This is a genomic window from Roseovarius sp. JB2-10, assembly GCF_055693585.1.
Map to the genome: position 1 here is coordinate 2,913,399 of NZ_CM146337.1, position 16,814 is coordinate 2,930,212.

17 protein-coding genes are annotated in these 16,814 nt (G+C 57.7%); 9 read left to right on the plus strand and 8 right to left on the minus strand.

What is annotated here, in order from left to right:
• Positions 1-46 precede the first annotated feature (46 nt).
• From ACZ1HJ_RS14600 to lpxB, 7 genes are all read left to right on the plus strand, one after another.
• On the plus strand, positions 47-172 hold the full coding sequence (locus ACZ1HJ_RS14600; RefSeq protein ID WP_472719386.1) for a hypothetical protein: 126 nt from the start codon (positions 47-49) through the stop codon (positions 170-172).
• 125 nt (positions 173-297) lie between these two features.
• A complete protein-coding gene (gene bamA, locus ACZ1HJ_RS14605) occupies positions 298-2,625 on the plus strand; it encodes an outer membrane protein assembly factor BamA (RefSeq protein ID WP_472719387.1) in 2,328 nt (775 codons plus the stop codon).
• A 2-nt stretch (positions 2,626-2,627) separates the two neighbouring features.
• Positions 2,628-3,230 (plus strand): OmpH family outer membrane protein, encoded by a 603-nt coding sequence (locus ACZ1HJ_RS14610; protein WP_472719388.1) that lies wholly within the window; start codon positions 2,628-2,630, stop codon positions 3,228-3,230.
• Positions 3,231-3,298: 68 nt separating this feature from the next.
• Positions 3,299-3,763, plus strand: a complete 465-nt coding sequence (fabZ, locus tag ACZ1HJ_RS14615; protein ID WP_472719389.1) for a 3-hydroxyacyl-ACP dehydratase FabZ — start codon at positions 3,299-3,301, stop codon at positions 3,761-3,763.
• 5 nt (positions 3,764-3,768) lie between these two features.
• The gene (gene lpxA / locus ACZ1HJ_RS14620) at positions 3,769-4,572 is read left to right on the plus strand and encodes an acyl-ACP--UDP-N-acetylglucosamine O-acyltransferase (protein ID WP_472719390.1); all 804 of its coding nucleotides are present in this window, start codon (positions 3,769-3,771) and stop codon (positions 4,570-4,572) included.
• Between the two features lie 3 nt (positions 4,573-4,575).
• Positions 4,576-5,382: an LpxI family protein gene (locus ACZ1HJ_RS14625; RefSeq protein ID WP_472719391.1), complete on the plus strand. Its 807-nt coding sequence runs from the start codon at positions 4,576-4,578 to the stop codon at positions 5,380-5,382.
• Positions 5,382-6,551 carry a lipid-A-disaccharide synthase gene (gene lpxB, locus ACZ1HJ_RS14630; RefSeq protein WP_472719392.1) on the plus strand — a complete coding sequence of 390 codons (1,170 nt, stop codon included), beginning with the start codon at positions 5,382-5,384 and terminating at the stop codon, positions 6,549-6,551. The genes ACZ1HJ_RS14625 and lpxB overlap by 1 nt, the downstream gene beginning before the upstream one ends.
• Here lpxB and fosX read toward each other — a convergent pair.
• From fosX to ACZ1HJ_RS14655, 5 genes are all read right to left on the minus strand, one after another.
• A complete protein-coding gene (gene fosX / locus ACZ1HJ_RS14635) occupies positions 6,530-6,940 on the minus strand; it encodes a FosX/FosE/FosI family fosfomycin resistance hydrolase (protein WP_472719393.1) in 411 nt (136 codons plus the stop codon). The genes lpxB and fosX overlap by 22 nt on opposite strands.
• Positions 6,941-7,051: 111 nt before the next feature.
• Complete coding sequence (locus ACZ1HJ_RS14640) at positions 7,052-7,744, minus strand: VPLPA-CTERM sorting domain-containing protein (RefSeq protein ID WP_472719394.1); 693 nt, start codon at positions 7,742-7,744, stop codon at positions 7,052-7,054.
• Between the two features lie 260 nt (positions 7,745-8,004).
• Positions 8,005-8,217, minus strand: coding sequence for a hypothetical protein (locus ACZ1HJ_RS14645; protein WP_472719395.1), 213 nt, complete (start codon positions 8,215-8,217; stop codon positions 8,005-8,007).
• Positions 8,214-9,374: an aromatic ring-hydroxylating oxygenase subunit alpha gene (locus ACZ1HJ_RS14650; protein WP_472719396.1), complete on the minus strand. Its 1,161-nt coding sequence runs from the start codon at positions 9,372-9,374 to the stop codon at positions 8,214-8,216. Before ACZ1HJ_RS14650 ends, ACZ1HJ_RS14645 begins: the two co-directional genes overlap by 4 nt.
• Positions 9,375-9,498: 124 nt before the next feature.
• Positions 9,499-10,299, minus strand: coding sequence for a helix-turn-helix domain-containing protein (locus ACZ1HJ_RS14655; protein ID WP_472719397.1), 801 nt, complete (start codon positions 10,297-10,299; stop codon positions 9,499-9,501).
• 364 nt (positions 10,300-10,663) lie between these two features.
• Here ACZ1HJ_RS14655 and ACZ1HJ_RS14660 point away from each other — a divergent pair, with 364 nt between their 5' ends.
• Complete coding sequence (locus tag ACZ1HJ_RS14660; protein ID WP_472719398.1) at positions 10,664-10,927, plus strand: hypothetical protein; 264 nt, start codon at positions 10,664-10,666, stop codon at positions 10,925-10,927.
• 44 nt (positions 10,928-10,971) lie between these two features.
• Here ACZ1HJ_RS14660 and ilvN read toward each other — a convergent pair whose 3' ends face one another.
• The gene (gene ilvN, locus ACZ1HJ_RS14665) at positions 10,972-11,532 is read right to left on the minus strand and encodes an acetolactate synthase small subunit (protein ID WP_472719399.1); all 561 of its coding nucleotides are present in this window, start codon (positions 11,530-11,532) and stop codon (positions 10,972-10,974) included.
• A gap of 163 nt (positions 11,533-11,695) precedes the next feature.
• On the opposite strand from ilvN, the gene ACZ1HJ_RS14670 reads away from it, so the two are divergent.
• Positions 11,696-12,199, plus strand: coding sequence for a hypothetical protein (locus ACZ1HJ_RS14670; protein ID WP_472719400.1), 504 nt, complete (start codon positions 11,696-11,698; stop codon positions 12,197-12,199).
• A 51-nt stretch (positions 12,200-12,250) separates the two neighbouring features.
• Here the strand turns inward: ACZ1HJ_RS14670 and ACZ1HJ_RS14675 are convergent, their stop codons facing one another.
• Together ACZ1HJ_RS14675 and ACZ1HJ_RS14680 are read right to left on the minus strand one after the other, a co-directional pair.
• Entirely contained in the window at positions 12,251-14,005 is a 1,755-nt protein-coding gene (locus tag ACZ1HJ_RS14675) for an acetolactate synthase 3 large subunit (protein WP_472719401.1), read from the minus strand.
• A gap of 361 nt (positions 14,006-14,366) precedes the next feature.
• Positions 14,367-16,772 (minus strand): GcvT family protein, encoded by a 2,406-nt coding sequence (locus ACZ1HJ_RS14680; protein ID WP_472719402.1) that lies wholly within the window; start codon positions 16,770-16,772, stop codon positions 14,367-14,369.
• Positions 16,773-16,814: the final 42 nt, after the last annotated feature.

Here is a 16,814-nt window from a genome sequence, read left to right on the forward strand (position 1 = left end):
TCTGCCTAGGTTGAGAATAAGGTAAAAGGAGTGGCGGCGTCACATCATGCAACTTATTCAACGTGGATATCGCGGGCTTAGCCTGCTGTTCAATCTGAACTGGGACCGGATCGTGTATCTGGCAACGATTCTGGTTGCGTTGATGCTGGGTGGCTTTGTCGGCTCTCTCTAGGACCTAAATTCTCATTTTTTCGGCCTCAACGCGCTTTGTTTCCACAAGGCTCTATTGGCGTTTTGACAAGACTTGGTAATCACGTTACTGACTTTTTGTAACGGGGTGGCTACTGGGTTTGACCAATGAATGCTGTAAAGAAACGACTGGGTGTTTTTCAAACAGGGTTGGGGGCACTTTCAGAACGTTTCAGATGGGCCGTCATTGCCATGGGCGCGTTGTTCCTGGTGGTGCTGACCGATCCCGCCGCGGCCCAGAATTTCCGGTTTGGATCCATCACCGTTGAAGGCAACCAACGGGTCGAAGCGGCCACCATCCTGACATATGCGGATATCGCACCCGGCGAGACGGTATCAGCCGCAAAGGTCAATGATGCCTATCAGGCGATCCTTGCCAGCGGTTTGTTCGAATCCGTCGAGATCGAGCCGCGTGGCAACACGTTGCTTATCACCGTTGTTGAATTCCCGACGATCAATAGGATTGCGTTTGAGGGCAATAAGAAGCTGAAAGACGAAGAACTGGAAAGCTTCATCGAAAGCCGATCCCGTCAGGTTTTCAGCCCGACAAAAGCCGAGCGGGACGCCGCAACCATTTCCGAGGCTTATGAACAAAACGGCCGCATCGCCGCCCGCGTGTCACCCCGGGTGATCCGCCGCAGCGATAACCGCGTTGATCTGGTGTTCGAGGTCTTCGAAGGCAAGGCGATCGAAGTTCAGCGCATCGGGTTTGTTGGCAACCGCAACTATTCGGACCGCCGCCTGCGCCGCGTGATCGACAGCAAGCAAGCGGGACTGTTGCGCGCCATCGTCGCGCGCGACACCTTTGTTGAGGATCGTCTGGAATTCGACAAACAAGTGCTGACGGATTTCTACCAGTCGCGCGGCTATGTCGATTTCCGTGTTACCGGCACCAATGCCGAATTGGCGCGTGAACGCGACACCTATTTCGTGACCTTCAACGTGCAGGAAGGTCAGCAATTCCGCTTCGGCGCGGTGACGACAATCAGCGAAATGGACGGCGCGGACGCGGATGAATTCCAGGACGTCCTCAAAATCCGCCCCGGTATTGTCTACTCTCCGACGCTGGTGGAAAACTCCATTGCCCGGATGGAACGGCTGGCCATTCAGAAGGGGATCGACTTTCTGCGGGTTGAGCCGCGCATCACCCGAAATGACCGGGAACTGACTTTGGATGTCGAGTTTGTGCTGACTAAGGGACCAAGGGTCTTTGTCGAGCGCATCGATATCGAAGGCAACACCACCACTCTGGACCGTGTGATCCGGCGGCAGTTCGATTCAGTCGAAGGCGATCCGTTTAACCCGCGTCAGATCCGCGAAGCGGCCGAACGTATCCGGGCATTGCGCTTCTTCTCCAATGTCGACGTAAATCCACGTGAAGGCTCCCGTCCGGATCAGGTTGTGGTTGACGTTGATGTCGAAGAAACCACAACGGGTTCATTGTCCTTTGGCGTGACCTTTGCCTCCAACGGCGGTTTCGGCGCCTCAGTAGGGTTCCAGGAACGCAACTTCCTGGGTCGCGGTCAATCGCTCGGGTTCTCGTTTGCGGGCCGGGCCGACAACGTCAACTACGCCATCAATTTCGTCGAACCGTCCTTCCTGGCGCGGGATGTGGCGTTGGGCCTCAATTTCTCGCTGATCGAAACCGATGCGGATTTCAGCAACTTTGACACGATCATTGGCAGGTTCCGCCCAAGTCTGACCTTCCCGGTTGCCGAAAACAGCCGCTTCGAGCTGTTCTACAACCTTCAGTACAAGGAAATGACGGACTACAACGGTTTTTCCGGTGTTCTGACCAACGAGGTTGCGCAGGGCAGCACGATTTCCAGCGGGATCGGCTACGAATACACCTATGACACGCGCATCACCGGGTTGAACCCGAATGCGGGTGTTCTGTTGTCCTTCGGTCAGGAGTTCAACGGATTGGGCGGAGACCGTGACTTCATCGAAACCAAGGTGCGCGCGATTGCGCAGACCAAGGTATTCAACGAGGAAGTGACATTGCGGGCGTCCTTCGAAGGCGGCGCGATCAACTTCATCGGCAGTCAGGAAAGCCGGTTCGTGGATCGCTTTTCCGATCAGATTATCCGGGGCTTTGAGCCAAACGGTATCGGCCCATCCGAGGCCGGTGAGCAGCTTGGCGGTAACTTCTTCGCCGCACTCAAGTTCGAGGCGGAATTCCCCTTGGGTGTGCCAGAGGAATTCGGTCTGACCGGCGGTGTTTTCTACGACATCGGCGCGATCTGGGATGTTGATACGTCCTCAGCCACCAGCCCGGTTATTTCGAGCGGGTTCAATGACCGCCACGTGATCGGCTTTTCACTCTTCTGGGCGTCACCGTTTGGGCCCTTGCGGCTCAACTTTGCGCAGCCTTTGAAATCCGAACCGGGTGACCGTAAGCAAGAATTCGACATCACTGTCAAAACCGACTTCTGAACATGCACGGGGTCGCGGGCATCATCCGTCTGGGGGTGTCCATCTCGCTATTCGCGGTCTTTCTGAGCGCCGCCCCTGTGGGTGCGCAGCAGGCACCGGTCCCCGCAAGCGGTGTTTTGGTCCTGGATCCCGACCGGCTGTTTTCGGAAACTAAACTGGGACAGCGCATCAATCAGGAATATCTGGCCGAGCGTGACAAGCTGATTGCCCGCAACCGCGAGATCGAGGCTGAGTTGGAGGCAGAAGAGCTTGAACTCACCCAGATGCGAACGGAAAAAACACCTGAAGAATTCCGCAAACTGGCAGATGAATTTGACGCCCGCGTGCAGGGTATCCGGCGCGACAGCGAACGCGCGGTCCGGGATCTGGAGCGCCGCCGGGATCAGGCGCCAGTGACCTTCATGCGGATGGTCGAGCCTGTCCTGAGCGAGCTGATGCGCGACGCCGGTGGCGCCGTCCTTCTGGATGTGCGCAGTATTTTGCTGCGTGCCAATGCGGCGGATATCACCACCGATGCGATCGCTCGGGTCGACGCGGTTATCGGGACGGGAGAGCCCGCGCAATCCGATGAAGCACCGCAGCCGCAGAACCAGACCGATAACTAGCACCGCTTGCCCAAATGCCCCTGAATTGCTAGGGACAATAAAAAACGAGCAGCACAAAAGGATACCCCATGACCGAGCCGTTGAAATCTGCGGATATCCATCTGATCCAACGTCTGATCCCGCATCGGTATCCGTTTCTGCTGATCGACAAGGTGGTGGATATTGACGGCTTTCAAACGGCACGCGGCATCAAAAACGTCACCATGAACGAGCCGCATTTTCAGGGTCATTTTCCGGGCAAGCCGATCATGCCGGGCGTCACCATCGTTGAGGCGATGGCGCAAACAGCCGCCGTGATGGTGGGCACGGCACTTGGCATGGAGGATCGCAACATGCTGGTCTATTTCATGTCGATTGATAAATGCAAATTCCGTCGCATGGTGGTCCCGGGCGATGTGCTCGAGATGAACCTGAGCACTGTGCGCGGCAAACCCGGGGGCAAGGTCTGGAAATTCAGCGGTGTGGCGGAGGTGGCCGGAGAAATGGCCGCCGAAGCCGAATTTACCGCGATAATGGACCTGCCGGCAGGGTAATTTCGATGACCAACGACAACGAAACCATGATCCATCCCTCTGCGGTGATCGATCCCGGCGCGGAACTGGGCCAGGGGGTGCATATCGGGCCGTTCTGCCATGTCGGCAGTGAGGCGCGTTTGGGTGATGGCGTGGTGCTGAAATCCCATGTGGTGATCACCGGCGATACACTGATCGGAGCGGAGACAGTTGTCTTTCCCTTCGCTTGCATCGGCGAGGTGCCGCAGGACCTGAAATTCAAGGGCGAGAAGACCCGTCTGGTGATCGGTGCGCGCAACCGTATCCGCGAACATGTCACCATGAACACCGGCACCGGCGGCGGTGGCGGTGAAACCCGTGTGGGCGATGACGGGCTCTTTATGGCCGGGTGCCATATTGCCCATGACGCGCAGGTCGGAAACCGCGTGATCATCGTCAACAACGCTGCCCTGGCGGGCCATTGCGTGTTGGGCGATGACGTCATTATCGGCGGGTTGTCCGGCGTCCATCAATGGGTGCGCATCGGCGAAGGGGCCATCATCGGCGCCGTGACCATGGTGACCAATGACGTCATCCCCTACGGTCTGGTGCAGGCACCGCGCGGCGAACTGGATGGGTTGAACCTCGTGGGTCTCAAACGCCGCGGCGTGGCCCGCGCTGACATCACCGCATTGCGGGCGGCTTTCCAGATGTTGGCACAGGGTGACGGCACGTTTCAGGACCGGGCACGGCGTTTAGGCGGAGAGACCGAGAGCGACTATGTCCGCAAGATCGTGGATTTTGTCACCGGTGCCAGTGATCGGTCCTTCCTGACACCGGGGCAGGGCTGACAGGTGGCGGACAAGCTGGCAATTCTGGCCTGTGATGGTGCTCTGCCACCGCAGATCGCGGCCGCCTATCCCGATGCCATGCAGATCACGCTGGAAGGCGTGCCACACCAAATGGGGCCGGACACCCATTCCTTTCGCATCGAACACATGGGCAGTGTTTTTGCCGCCCTCAAGGATAATCAGATCGACCGTTTGGTCTTTGCCGGGTCGTTGAACCGACCGGCCATGGACCCTTCGGCGTTCGACCCCGTAATGATATCGCTGGCGCCGCGGTTTGTTGCGGCGATGCAGCTTGGGGACGACGCATTGCTGCGGCAGGTGATCGAGATGTTCGAAGAACAGGGCGTGGACGTGGTTGGGGCGCATGAATTGCTGCCCGATCTGACCGCAGCCGAAGATTTGTGTATTGGTCCCGACCCAAGCGAGGTGGACACCGCCGACATGGCCCGCGCCTGCGACATTCTGCGGGCCCTTTCGCCTCTGGACGTGGGGCAGGGATGTGTTGTCGCGGGCGGGCAATGCCTTGGCGTTGAGACGGTTCAGGGCACGGATGCGCTGTTGCGCTTCGTGGGCGAAACACCGACGGCCCTGCGCAACGGAGGCAAGGGTGTGTTTGTCAAAGCCGCCAAGCAAGGCCAGGACCTGCGTATCGACATGCCCGCGATTGGACCTGCAACTGTGGCGTCTGCCGTGGCGGCCGGGCTGGCCGGGATGGTTGTAGATGCAGGCCGTGTGATGATCCTTGAACGCGACAAGACCCTGCAAGCGGTTGCAGATGCCGGGCTCTTCCTGCGCGCGCAGGTGGTTTGATGCGGATCTTTCTGGTCGCCGGCGAAGCCTCTGGTGATCGGTTGGGCGCTGCGTTGATGGCGGGTCTGAAATCTCTGGCAGATGTGGAATTCATGGGCGTTGGCGGCCCTTTGATGCAGGCCGAAGGCATGACAAGCCTCTTCCCGATGGAAGAGCTGAGCGTCATGGGTCTGGCGGAAATCCTGCCGAAGTACCCCCATCTGCGCCGCCGCCTGCACCAGACATCAGATGCGGTGCTGGACGCCCAACCGGATGTGCTGATCACCATCGACAGCCCGGATTTCAGCCTGCGCGTGGCCAAACGGGTCAAGGCCGCCAGCCCCATCCGCACCGTTCATTACGTGGCGCCCAGTGTCTGGGCGTGGCGCGCCGGGCGCGCGGCGAAAATGGCGCGGCATATCGATCATGTGCTGGCCTTGCTGCCGTTTGAACCGCCCTATATGCACGCCGCCGGGATGGCGTGCGATTTTGTCGGTCATCCCGTGGTGGCCGAACCCATTGCGACCAATGCGGATGTGACGGCGTTCAGGGCCAAATACAACCTCAGCGATGCCCCGATCCTTTTGGTTTTGCCCGGCTCCCGCCGGGGCGAAGTCAACCGCCTGGCCGCAACTTTCGGCGAAAGCCTTGGGCCGGTTTTAGCGCAACATCCGGACCTGCAGGTCGTTTTGCCAACCACCGCAAATGTAGCCAGGCTGGTGCGGGAGGCTGTTCAGGACTGGCCCGTGGACCCCATCATCCTCAACCCGAATGAAATGACCGCGGATGCCTATAAATCCGACAAGGCGGCGGCCTTCAAGGCGGCGGATTATGCGCTGGCGGCATCGGGCACGGTATCCCTGGAATTGGCAGCAACGCGCACACCAATGGTGATTGCCTATGATATGAAATGGCTTAGCCGGGTGATCATCAAGCGTATGCTCAAGGTCGATACGCTGACCTTGGTCAATCTGGTGTCAGACACGCGGTCCGTGCCGGAATGCCTAGGCCAAGAGTGCCGCGCCGACGTGATTGCGCCGACATTGCTGAAGCTCATCGCAGATCCCGGCGCACAACTGGCTGCCATGGATCTGACCATGGAACGGCTCGGCAAGGGCGGGGAGGCACCGGGGCTGCGCGCGGCCAAGGCCGTGATGCACGGCATGGATCAGGCCGGGGTCACCCGGTAACGCGCCAATCGCTCCTGCAGGGTGCCCGTGTGCAATTCAAACAGATGGTTGTCATGGTCGTGGAAATAGATCGACTGACCTTCGCCGGTGATCCGGGAGCGCCCCTCGCGCAAATCGAGGCCCAGAGACTGTATCCGGCCAAGATACATCTCATAATCAGCCAGATCGATTTTGAAAGCCACGTGATTATAACTGCGGGCGGGCAGGGGCTCTCCCTCCATCACCGCGATCCAGATCCCGTTCACATCGTAAAACCGCTCACGCGACAGCGAATGCGTGCCCTCACCACTGTCATAGGTTTTGGTCGCGTTCAGGACTGTGGTCAAAACCTCCTCCATCTGGTCCAGATCGCGGCAGATAAAGGTCATGTGGCTCAGGCCTTCGATCATGGCGGACTCCCTTTTTCGTGTTTGCCAAGAGTCATGTGTGACAGCACCGATCGCAACAAAAAAGGGCCCCTAACGGAGCCCTTTTCCATAAATTTTTGTGAGGCGTTTGCCTTAGCCGTGCTTGCGACGCATGAAGCCAAGGAAGCCAAAGGCCCCGAGCAACAGCGGCAATGACGCCGGTAATGGGACGACACCATCAGGATTTTCGCCACCGTTCCCGGTGATCAGCGAAAGCTGGTTCACCGAAAAGTCGTTGTTACCGTTTTGGCTAATGACGACGCGCGCGATGTTGTCGCTGTCGCTGGTGAACCCCAGAAAACTGGCAGAAGATTCGCTCCGGCTATTCGTTCCCAGCTCAAAAAACCCAAGGCTTTCCATCGCGGAGTTGAACAGAGAAACAAACGTGGTTGTGTCACTGAGATTCGGATTGATCTGAAAACCAATCCCACCAATGAGCGTGTCAAAGTCGATCGTTAGATCGCCTGCACCCCGAGTCCACAACAGCGTGTTGCCATCTGTAAAATTGCCAAACCAATCTCCAGGTGCGTCACGACGCTCCATGGAACCTGGTGCCGATACGGTGGCAGAAATCCCACCGTCCGACGTTACATTTGCCGGCACAGGCACATTTGTGAAACTGCCCCCCAATTGCCCCCAATCGAGCGTATCAGTTGCGCCAAAGCCGGCGCGGGCCGTTCCCGTAGGATCATTGGTAACTGTAATGGCCGCGGCGCTCATCGGTACAAGTGCAATCGCACAAACCGTCGCCACCCCCAACAGATGCTGTTTTAATTGTTGGATCACTAAAACCCCTCCATAAAATTGTTATCAAAACGCCGTGAGTAGAGGCGCGGGTAAAACTTCTGTCAAATGAATCAATGATTTGGAGCCAGATTTGCGATCAATTCACGCAATTTTCGGCGTTTGTTTCACAAAGGGTTACAATAAACTTGTGATTGAAATGATCTGTAATGGTCTCGTTATAAGCATTTCCGAACCGGCGAATCGGGTGTGAGGCGTCGAAACCCAATAGTTGAACAAGGCAAAAATGGGCGGTGTACTGCCTATTCTTCGCGCCCCTGTGCCTTGAGCCGCGCATGCAGGTTTGCGGCCTCGGGCGCCCCCGCTTCAAGCGCAAAAACATAAGCATGGGTCAGATAAAAACCGGCGGCTGTCTTGTCGGTGGCAAGGTCCGCCGCCTGTGTATAGAGCCGGATTAACGCGGCCTGATCGTGGGCCGCGTGGGCCGCGATCATCTGCGCATCAAGCTCGGTCATTCCGCCGCCTGAGCCTGCGCCCGATATGCCCCGATTTTGCCCGCGACCCAATCGTGAAAACAATGGGTCGGGCTGTCCATGACAGGCGAAAAACGACCCCCGTCAAACATGTCCGCATGGCGGCCTTTTTGCATGCCTTCGACCACAAAAATATCTTCTTCGAACACGTCTTTCCATTGCGCCGTATTACTGGCGCGCAGCGCCGCATCTGTTGTGTCAGTGGCATAATAAAGATGCACATGTTCCACTGTTTCTTCGGTGCTCTTCGGCTCCAGAATGATCGAAAACGCGTGATCGCGGTGCACCCCCAGAAGCACGTTCGGATACACGGCGATATATTCGGCCTGTTCATCCCATTTCGCGCCAACGTCATCGAAATCCGGGAATACATCTCCGGTCTCGTTTTTGAGTTGTCGGTACACCATCGTGCCTTGGCCGGAAAACTGGCCGGGTTCTTCGATGTGGTAGTGATCCTCAAGGCGCGAATAGCTGTTCAGGCCGGGATGAATCCACGGCAGGTGATAGCTTTCGCAGTAATTCTCGACCGCCAGTTTCCAATTGGTTTTGACGGGCAATTCAAATTTGCTGTCCGCTCCGCCGTGATAGAGCGGTTTGGCGAAATCCGACCACCGGGTGATCAGATCGGCATGGACTACCTCGAACGCAGGCGCATCGCCTGATACATTGATCCACACGACATCGCGCCAGACATGGCTGCGCACTTCGTTGAGGCCCAGGCTGTCACGGTCGATGGCGTCATGGGTGTTCTGACCGGGGCCGCCCACATGCGGTGTGCTGACCAGCTTGCCTTTGGTCGAATAACACCATGAGTGATAGGGGCATCGAATGGCGCCCTCGATCTTGCGTGGTTCTTCCACAAGGATCATGCCGCGATGGCGACAGATGTTCTGAAAGACACGCACCTGACCGTCCTTGTCGCGGACCAGCAAGAGCGGCATGCCCAGAAATTCCAACGGCACCGCATCGCCCGCTTCGGGGACATCTGCCGCCACCGCCAAGCCCGCCCATTGACGGTAGATCAACGCCTGACGCTCTTCAGCGTAAACACCGGGATCAATATAGTGCGCATTTGGCAATCCATTGGCGGTTGCGACGTCCGCGCGGACATTTGACAGGTCGGTGACGGGCTGGTTCATCGCGAAACTCCTGGGCGATTTTGAGCTGTTATCCGGTTAGTGAAGCCGAAAACCCGGGCCAAAAAACCGACAAAATGCGACAATAGTTTTCCACAAGCGCCAGAAAAATCAGGGACGGACGCGTCTATTTGAACGGCTGATCCAGCTGCAACAGACGCGCGTGAAAGGGCGGCACCTCATCCAGATCAATCAATCCCGCCTGACGCGCCGTGCGCATCACCGCGGTCCGGTCCACGCCCAGATGTTCATAAACCATCCGGGTGGCGCGCCGTCCTGTGACCTTCTCGCGCACCGTTCGGGTCGCATACCCTTCCCACAGGTTGGATTGAAACGATGTCTCAGGGGTCAGGAAGTTGAACGAGCAGGCCAGCGCGTTTCTGTGCGTCACAATCGCCATAACGCCTTCCTCCTGACGCATCACGATACCGCAGAATTCACGCGCCTTGGGATCCGTCGACAGGCCTTGTTGGCGAATGGCCTGCCGGGGTTCGTACCCGCGCAATAAGGTGTATCCGTCTGTGCGGTACACATAAACCAGCCCGGTCATGAAGTCGTTCTGCCCGATAAACGCGCGGCGCACGAACCTGTAAAACCCGCTTGGAAAGAGCCGTTCCTCCACACTGACAGGCTCGCTGCCAAAGAACTCCTTCAGGGCCGGATGGTTCAGCAAATCGTGCGTCGCCGGACCAATCTCTTCGACAGGCTCCAGCAGAATCCGCGCGTCCACGTCGAAGAACGTACAGATTTGGTGCAACACGTCGGGCCGGGGAAAACTCTCGCCAGACAGGTACCGATTGAACTGTGTGCGATTGATCCCAAGATCGCGACACAAGCCGGAAACCGATGGGTAGGAGGCGCATAGATGCCGCAGGTTTTGTCCAAATATGCCACGCAATTCAGCGGGATCACGCGATTTCTTTGGCATTCCAATTTTCAATTCTGCGTCCACTCAGCCGTCTCCAGGGTCTTGTCTCTATGCACATTATTGAGGAGTTCACATAGCCCCTCGACTCGGCGACTCCCCGCCGATTTGCGCAGTATGCCAATTTTGATGCTAAATAGCGTCAGTTTTTTGCTTATCTGACACAAGTTTTAAGGACCACAAGTCAATTTAGAAGTGTCACAACCCGGGTTAACGCCGCAATATCGGTGTTGGGGGGACGATGTGAAAAAAATTTGGGGAAGATATGTTTGGCGTAGTTTTGTGGAGCGATCAATCAAGAAGTCGTGCTGTTATCTGGTGCGAAGACCACGGCGATCTGGCATTTTTTAATGGAGAAGGGGCATCAATGTTGGACGGATCCGATCTGGATCCGGGTGATTTGGTGCAATTTGATGTGCGAGAGGACCGACGGATGCGTCTGGCCAGCAATCCAAGACTGGTTGCAACCGATGAATATCCGTCACTGGCGCAGGACCTGAAGAATGCAGGGCGTGATCAGAAACAACCGAAACCCGTGATGACGCGGAAATCGGAAACGAAAATCATCGCATTTGAACCGAAATCAGCCCAATCCAAACCCAAAAAACCGGCCACGCGTCGCGCAATCTGATCTGGGTTCAGGGATGGAACAGGGACCGCTCAGCCTGACGCGTATCAGCGTCCGCGGGGCAGGGCGGCCACACCTGTACGGGCGATTTCACTGAGGCCCAAGGGGCGCATCAATTCGGCGAAAGCGTCGATCTTGTCGGGCGTGCCGGTGATTTCAAAGACGAAACTGTCCAACGTACTGTCGACAACGTTGGCGCGGAAGATATCCGCCAGGCGCAACGCCTCTACGCGCTTGTCGCCTTCGTTCGCCACTTTCAGCAGTGCCAGTTCGCGTTCCACCGATGCGCCTTCAACCGTCAGGTCATGCACATCATGCACCGGCACGATCCGGCCCAATTGCGTTTTGATCTGTTCAATCACCTGCGGCGTGCCGGCGGTCACGATGGTGATGCGCGACTGATGGCCTTGATGGTCAATCTCGGCCACGGTCAGGCTGTCGATATTGTACCCACGCCCCGAGAACAGGCCAATGACACGGGCCAGAACACCGGGTTCGTTGTCGACGACGATCGCCAAAGTGTGGGACTCGATCACATCCGAAAACGTCGGCCGCAGGTTATAGGCGGAATGTTTGTTCGAACCTTTTTTGATTTTAAGCGCGGACATGTGTGATCCCTTCACGGTTGGTGCCACCGGGCATTTGCCGGGGCGCTGTAATATCTCTCAAGAGTTGATCGCGGTGTGTCACGGAAACGTCAGCCGGGTTGCAGTTGTCTCGTTGATACCCGATCTGGGCGGAGAACGCAGAACTCAACAACGAGGACATAACATGACTGACGCAACTGCCCCAATGGTCTCCCAAATGGATGCCACCGACATCAAATCCAAACTGGTTTCTTTTTTCATCGCCAGTGCCGCGGCCCTTTTGGCCTTTGACATCTTCGGACAGGTCCTGTCGCCGATGTTCGGCTTTGCCACGCTGGCGCCGGTGGGTCTCGCCAACGCCTCGATCAAGGCTGTCTTCGGTTCGGGTTTCAAACCGGGTGCCGAAGCGCTGCATTACTTCGCGGGCCTTGTTGCCTATGCCTTTGGCTGGGTCGCCATTGCCGAGCCGCTGCGTCGCAAAATCTGGCCGTCTTTCCCTTGGCTGGTCTCCGCCATCATCTACGGCATCGTGCTTTGGGTCTTTGCCCTTTACGTCATGGCGCATCTGGTGACCGGCAACAAACCCTTCCTGGGCTGGACCGGCATCACATGGGTCGCGTTCTGGGGCCACATCATCTACGGCGTGGTGATTGCCTGGGTATGGCGCGCACGCACGCACACGGTCTGAGGTCAGACCGCGCAAACCGGGGAGGGCGATCGCGCCCTCCCTTTTTTGTGCTCAGACAAGAACCGCACCGGACGTTCCAATCGCGTCCTTGGTCGAGGCTTCGCCCAGAAGCATCTTGTTATGCGGCTCGCCCGACGGGATCATCGGGAAGCAGTTTTCGTGCTTTTCCACCAGACAATCGAACAGAACCGGACCATCGTGGTTCAGCATTTCCATGATCGCGTCGTCCAGATCTGCAGGATCCTTGCAGAGGATGCCCTTGGCACCAAAAGCTTCGGCCAGCTTCACAAAATCGGGCAACGCTTCGGACCAGCTGTGCGAATAGCGCTCACCGTGCAACAGCTCCTGCCACTGACGCACCATGCCAAGGCGCTCGTTGTTCAGGATGAACTGCTTCACCGGCAGACGGTATTGTGCCGCGGTACCCAGCTCTTGCATATTCATCAGCCATGACGCCTCACCGGCGACGTTGATCACCAAAGCCTCGGGGTGGGCGATCTGCACGCCGATAGATGCCGGGAAGCCGTAGCCCATCGTGCCCAGACCCCCGGAGGTCATCCAGCGATTGGGATCATTGAAATGCAGATATTGCGCGGCCCACATCTGATGCTGGCCCACCTCGGTACAGATATATCTGTCGTGGTCCTTGGTCAGCGCCTCCAGCCGGTCGAGCGCATATTGCGGGCGGATCGTCTTGCCTTTCTGCTCGAACGCCAGGCAATCGACCTTTTTCCAATCCTCGATCGAGGCCCACCATTTCTGCAGGCCTTCCTTGTTGGTCGTGCGGCCACGCGATTTCCAGACCTTCAGAATATCCTCCAGAACATGGCCCACGTCGCCCACAATCGGGATATCGGTGCGGATCACCTTGTTGATCGAGCTTGGATCGATGTCGATATGCGCCTTTTTCGATCCCGGTGAAAACGCATCCACACGGCCGGTGATCCGGTCATCAAAACGCGCGCCGATATTGATCATCAGGTCGCAATCATGCATCGCCATGTTGGCTTCATAAAGACCATGCATGCCCAGCATTCCGATCCAGTGCTTGCCGTTGGCCGGATACGCCCCCAACCCCATCAGGGTCGATGTCACAGGCACGCCCGTCGCATCCACCAACTCGCGCAAGAGCTGGCTCGCGGCCGGGCCGGAATTGATCACACCGCCGCCGGTATAGAAAATCGGGCGCTTGGCCTTCTCCAGGGCAACCACCAGTTCGGTGATCGCGTCCATGTCCCCTTTGACCTGCGGCTGATAGTGATCGATCCGCGCCTTTTGGGGCGGGGTGTAATCCGCGCTGGCAAATTGCACGTCCTTGGGGATGTCCACCAGAACCGGCCCGGGCCGGCCCGACGTGGCCACGTGAAAGGCCTGATGCAGAGTGCCCGACAGCTTCTTGGTGTCACTGACAAGCCAGTTGTGTTTTGTGCAGGGGCGGGTGATGCCAACAGTGTCGGCCTCCTGAAACGCGTCATTGCCGATCATGAAGGTCGGCACCTGACCGGTCAGAACCACAAGCGGAATGCTGTCCATCAGCGCATCGGTCAGCCCGGTAACCGCGTTGGTAGCACCGGGGCCCGAAGTCACAAGCACAACGCCGGGTTTGCCGGTTGAACGGGCATAGCCTTCGGCGGCATGTACAGCGCCCTGTTCGTGGCGCACCAGAATGTGGCGAATGTCATTTTGCTGAAAGACCTCGTCATAAATCGGTAGCACAGCACCGCCTGGATATCCGAATACGACGTCCACACCCTGATCTTTGAGGGCTTGGACAACCATTTTGGCTCCGGTCATTTGACGTGTCATTGCTTTGCTCCGTTGATGACAACACATATTTGTTACGCGACATAAAAAAGCCCCCGATCTTTCGGGGGCGCATGGGGTACCGTTATGGTGTCCGTTACCGGCCCATGCGCCATTTACCCACGATGACGACTAGCGATTTCACGCGTGCGACTCCTTCATGCTGCGTGCGCGAGACATTATGGGCGAGGGCAAGGGGCGTCAAGCCGGTTTTCTCAAATTAATGTCGTCTGAGAGGTCAAATTCTTTGCATTTGTTGCGCAAAGGGATCGTAATTCTTTATAAATGCAAAATTTGGTACCCTTTTGCGGGTAAATTGACCCGTCACCGCTGAAAGGAATCGGGCGCGTTTTGCACCTGTTCCTTAAAACTGGCGTTCATATGGGCCCATCGCGATGACCGTGGCGGGCACCAGCGGGCCAATGATATCAATCGCCATTTCCCGCCCGGTGGCCGCATGATCCGTTTCCACAAACGCATATGCGAGGTTTTTGCCAACCCGGTGGCCCCAATCAGCCGACGTGACGGTGCCGACAACCTGACCGTCCTGCATCACCGATGCCCCCGGATGGGCTGGCGCGTCGGGTCCATGAACCTCCAACGCAATGAGTTTCCTGCGCGGTCCTGCGACATGGCGGGCACGCAAGGCGTCTTTGCCCACGAAATCGGCCTTGTCCATTTTGACGAACCGCTCCAACCCGGTTTCAAAGGGGTCAAACTCGGTCAGGATGTCGGATTTCCAGTGCAGGTACCCCATCTCCAGCCGCATTGAGTCGACGGCCCGCGCGCCAAACAGCGTCAGCCCATGCGCCTCACCCGCGGCCCGCAACGCCAGATAGGCGGCGTAAAGCTGATTGTTCGGCACATGGATTTCATAGGCGCGCTCACCCGAGAAGCTGACCGACATGACCGTTGCCGGGGCGATCCCGATGAAACATTCCCGGACGCGGAGCCAGGGAAACCCGGCATCGGACCAATCGGCGCGGCTCACGGCCTGCATCACCGCGCGGGATTTTGGCCCGGCGAGGACAAGAATGGTCTGATCATTCGTCAATGATCTGATCTCGACATCCTCATTGGTCCTCAAATGGCTTTGCAACCAGTCCATATCGTGAAATTCCGATGCCGCGGCCGATCCGTACCAGACGCGGCCGCCCGGCAGGTTGGCGATGGTGGCTTCCCCCTTGAGCATCCCGTGATGGTTCAGCAAATACCCCAACCCCACACGGCCTTCGGCGCGCGGCACCCGGCCACAGATCATCCGGTCCAAGAAGTCATGCACCCCGGTACCGGTCAGCTCAAACCGGTTGAAGCCGTTGACCTCGCACAACCCGACGCCGGATTGCACGGCGGCTACTTCTTGTTTAACAACGTCAAATACCTCATTGAATTTAAACGAATGTGTCTCGTGGAAGTCCGCGCTTGGCTTGATGTAATCCACGCGTTCCCATCCGTTCACAACGGTAAACGCCGCGCCTTCAGCGGCCATAATGGGGGTCAGTGGTGTGGTTTTGGCGGGCCGTCCCGCCGGGCGGTGTTCATGCGGGAAGTGAAAGCGGAATTCATTCTGATAATCTTCAATGGCCTTCAGCGCGGTGAGTTCGACATTGCAATGGCCGGTAAATCGCCGCGGGTCGAGCGGCCAGGTGTCGTAACACGCCTCGCCTTGCACGATCTGTTGCGCCAAAAGCCAGCCGTGCCCGCCACCTTCCCCCAGGCCCGCCCGCAGGCCAATGATGCAATAGGCATTTCGCTTGCCGGGAATAGGTCCCACCAGTGGCGCGCCATCAATCGTGTAGGTGATGGGCCCGTTCACCACCGTGTGGATGCCGGTTTCCATCAGTGCTGGCATGCGCGCAAAGGCCCCTTCGAGCACATCCGTGACGCGGTCCAGATCATCCGGGCAAAGGGCGTTCACAAAATTCGGGTCAATCCCGTCCATGCCCCAGGTTTTGCAGCCTTGCTCGTAGAACCCGACCAGCAGCCCGTTCTTTTCCTGACGGCAATAATAGTCGCTGATTGGGCAGCGCAGAAGGGGCATCCGGTGGCCTGCCTCTTTGATCGCGGGGATCTCTTCGGTCAGGAAATACTGGTGTTCCATGGACATGACTGGATGATGCACGCCCATCATCGCGCCGACTTCGTTCACCCTGTAGCCACAGGCATTCACGACCACCTCGCAATCAATGTCGCCCTTGGTGGTGTGCACGGTCCAACTGTTGTCCTTATGTTGGGTAAGGCCCGTCACCGGCGTGTTGCGATAAACTTCGGCACCTGCCTTGCGGGCGCGCCGGGCCAATGCCTGACAAAGCTGCGCCGGGTCAATGTCCCCATCCAGTGGATCCCAAAGCCCGCCCACCAGGTTTTCCGTCGAAATCAGCGGATGACGCCGGGCACATTCCGCTGCATCGATCACCTCGAAATGCACGTCCATGCCGCGCGCCATTGACGCAAAGTGACGGTATCCATCCATCTGCGCCTCAGTATTCGCCAGCCGGATGCCGCCATCGCCATGGTGGTAGTTGATCGGGTAGTCGGGATCATCCGCCAGGTCTTTGTAGAGGTTGATCGAATGCGTCTTGAGGCCCACCATTGTCTGGTTCATGCCGAAATTCGTCACCTGAGCGGCGGAATGCCATGTCGTCCCGCTGGTCAATTCATCGCGTTCGACCAAGACAACATCGCTCCAGCCTTCCTGCGTCAGGTGGTAGAGTGTGGAGCATCCGGCGATGCCGCCGCCAATGACAACGCAGCGTGTGTTCGATTTCATGGGCCTGACCTCCGGCTGAACTCATGGTCGTTGACCGATAGA

Excerpts from the sequence above, each read along its gene's own strand:
- ACZ1HJ_RS14670 (WP_472719400.1), top strand. The coding sequence starts at position 11,696 with ATGACTGACGCAACTGCCCCAATGGTCTCCCAAATGGATGCCACCGAC.
- ACZ1HJ_RS14675 (WP_472719401.1), bottom strand. The coding sequence starts at position 14,005 with ATGACACGTCAAATGACCGGAGCCAAAATGGTTGTCCAAGCCCTCAAA.
- ACZ1HJ_RS14680 (WP_472719402.1), bottom strand. The coding sequence starts at position 16,772 with ATGAAATCGAACACACGCTGCGTTGTCATTGGCGGCGGCATCGCCGGA.
- fosX (WP_472719393.1), bottom strand. The coding sequence starts at position 6,940 with ATGATCGAAGGCCTGAGCCACATGACCTTTATCTGCCGCGATCTGGAC.
- ACZ1HJ_RS14655 (WP_472719397.1), bottom strand. The coding sequence starts at position 10,299 with ATGCCAAAGAAATCGCGTGATCCCGCTGAATTGCGTGGCATATTTGGA.
- lpxB (WP_472719392.1), top strand. The coding sequence starts at position 5,382 with ATGCGGATCTTTCTGGTCGCCGGCGAAGCCTCTGGTGATCGGTTGGGC.
- bamA (WP_472719387.1), top strand. The coding sequence starts at position 298 with ATGAATGCTGTAAAGAAACGACTGGGTGTTTTTCAAACAGGGTTGGGG.
- ACZ1HJ_RS14660 (WP_472719398.1), top strand. The coding sequence starts at position 10,664 with ATGTTGGACGGATCCGATCTGGATCCGGGTGATTTGGTGCAATTTGAT.
- ACZ1HJ_RS14600 (WP_472719386.1), top strand. The coding sequence starts at position 47 with ATGCAACTTATTCAACGTGGATATCGCGGGCTTAGCCTGCTGTTCAAT.
- fabZ (WP_472719389.1), top strand. The coding sequence starts at position 3,299 with ATGACCGAGCCGTTGAAATCTGCGGATATCCATCTGATCCAACGTCTG.
- ilvN (WP_472719399.1), bottom strand. The coding sequence starts at position 11,532 with ATGTCCGCGCTTAAAATCAAAAAAGGTTCGAACAAACATTCCGCCTAT.
- ACZ1HJ_RS14645 (WP_472719395.1), bottom strand. The coding sequence starts at position 8,217 with ATGACCGAGCTTGATGCGCAGATGATCGCGGCCCACGCGGCCCACGAT.
- ACZ1HJ_RS14610 (WP_472719388.1), top strand. The coding sequence starts at position 2,628 with ATGCACGGGGTCGCGGGCATCATCCGTCTGGGGGTGTCCATCTCGCTA.
- lpxA (WP_472719390.1), top strand. The coding sequence starts at position 3,769 with ATGACCAACGACAACGAAACCATGATCCATCCCTCTGCGGTGATCGAT.
- ACZ1HJ_RS14650 (WP_472719396.1), bottom strand. The coding sequence starts at position 9,374 with ATGAACCAGCCCGTCACCGACCTGTCAAATGTCCGCGCGGACGTCGCA.